At 57.0% G+C, this 321-nt stretch carries 1 protein-coding gene; it reads right to left on the minus strand.

Annotated features, from left to right (window positions below):
• The coding region (locus FS777_RS21305; RefSeq protein WP_256675213.1) for a hypothetical protein at positions 1-257 on the minus strand (257 nt) is incomplete at its 3' end.
• Positions 258-321 lie beyond the last annotated feature (64 nt).

The following is a 321-nucleotide window of genomic DNA, read 5'->3' on the forward strand; positions in this document are numbered from 1 at the left end:
GCGTTGTTGCTCAGAGTAACGACCAAGTCGTTGGCCAAGGCCTTGTTGATCTGAACAGTGAACGTCGGTTTGACGTTCTCGGCAACGGAGGTCTGGTCAGCCGTAACGGTGACCAACACCAAATCGCCTTGGTTACCCGTGCCCGGAGTACCCGAACCTGGCTCGTCGGTAACTTCGGTGCTGACTTGGGTTTTATCCAGCGTCAGTTGCTCGAACTTCCAGGCATCCGCACCGCTGACCGATTCGATCGAGTTCACGACGGCAGGGTTCGTACCCACATAAACGTTGTCCGGCGCAGTAGCAGTGGCCGAACCTACGGTG

Source organism: Pseudomonas sp. DE0157 (genome assembly GCF_007678615.1).
GTDB lineage: Bacteria > Pseudomonadota > Gammaproteobacteria > Pseudomonadales > Pseudomonadaceae > Aquipseudomonas > Aquipseudomonas parafulva_B.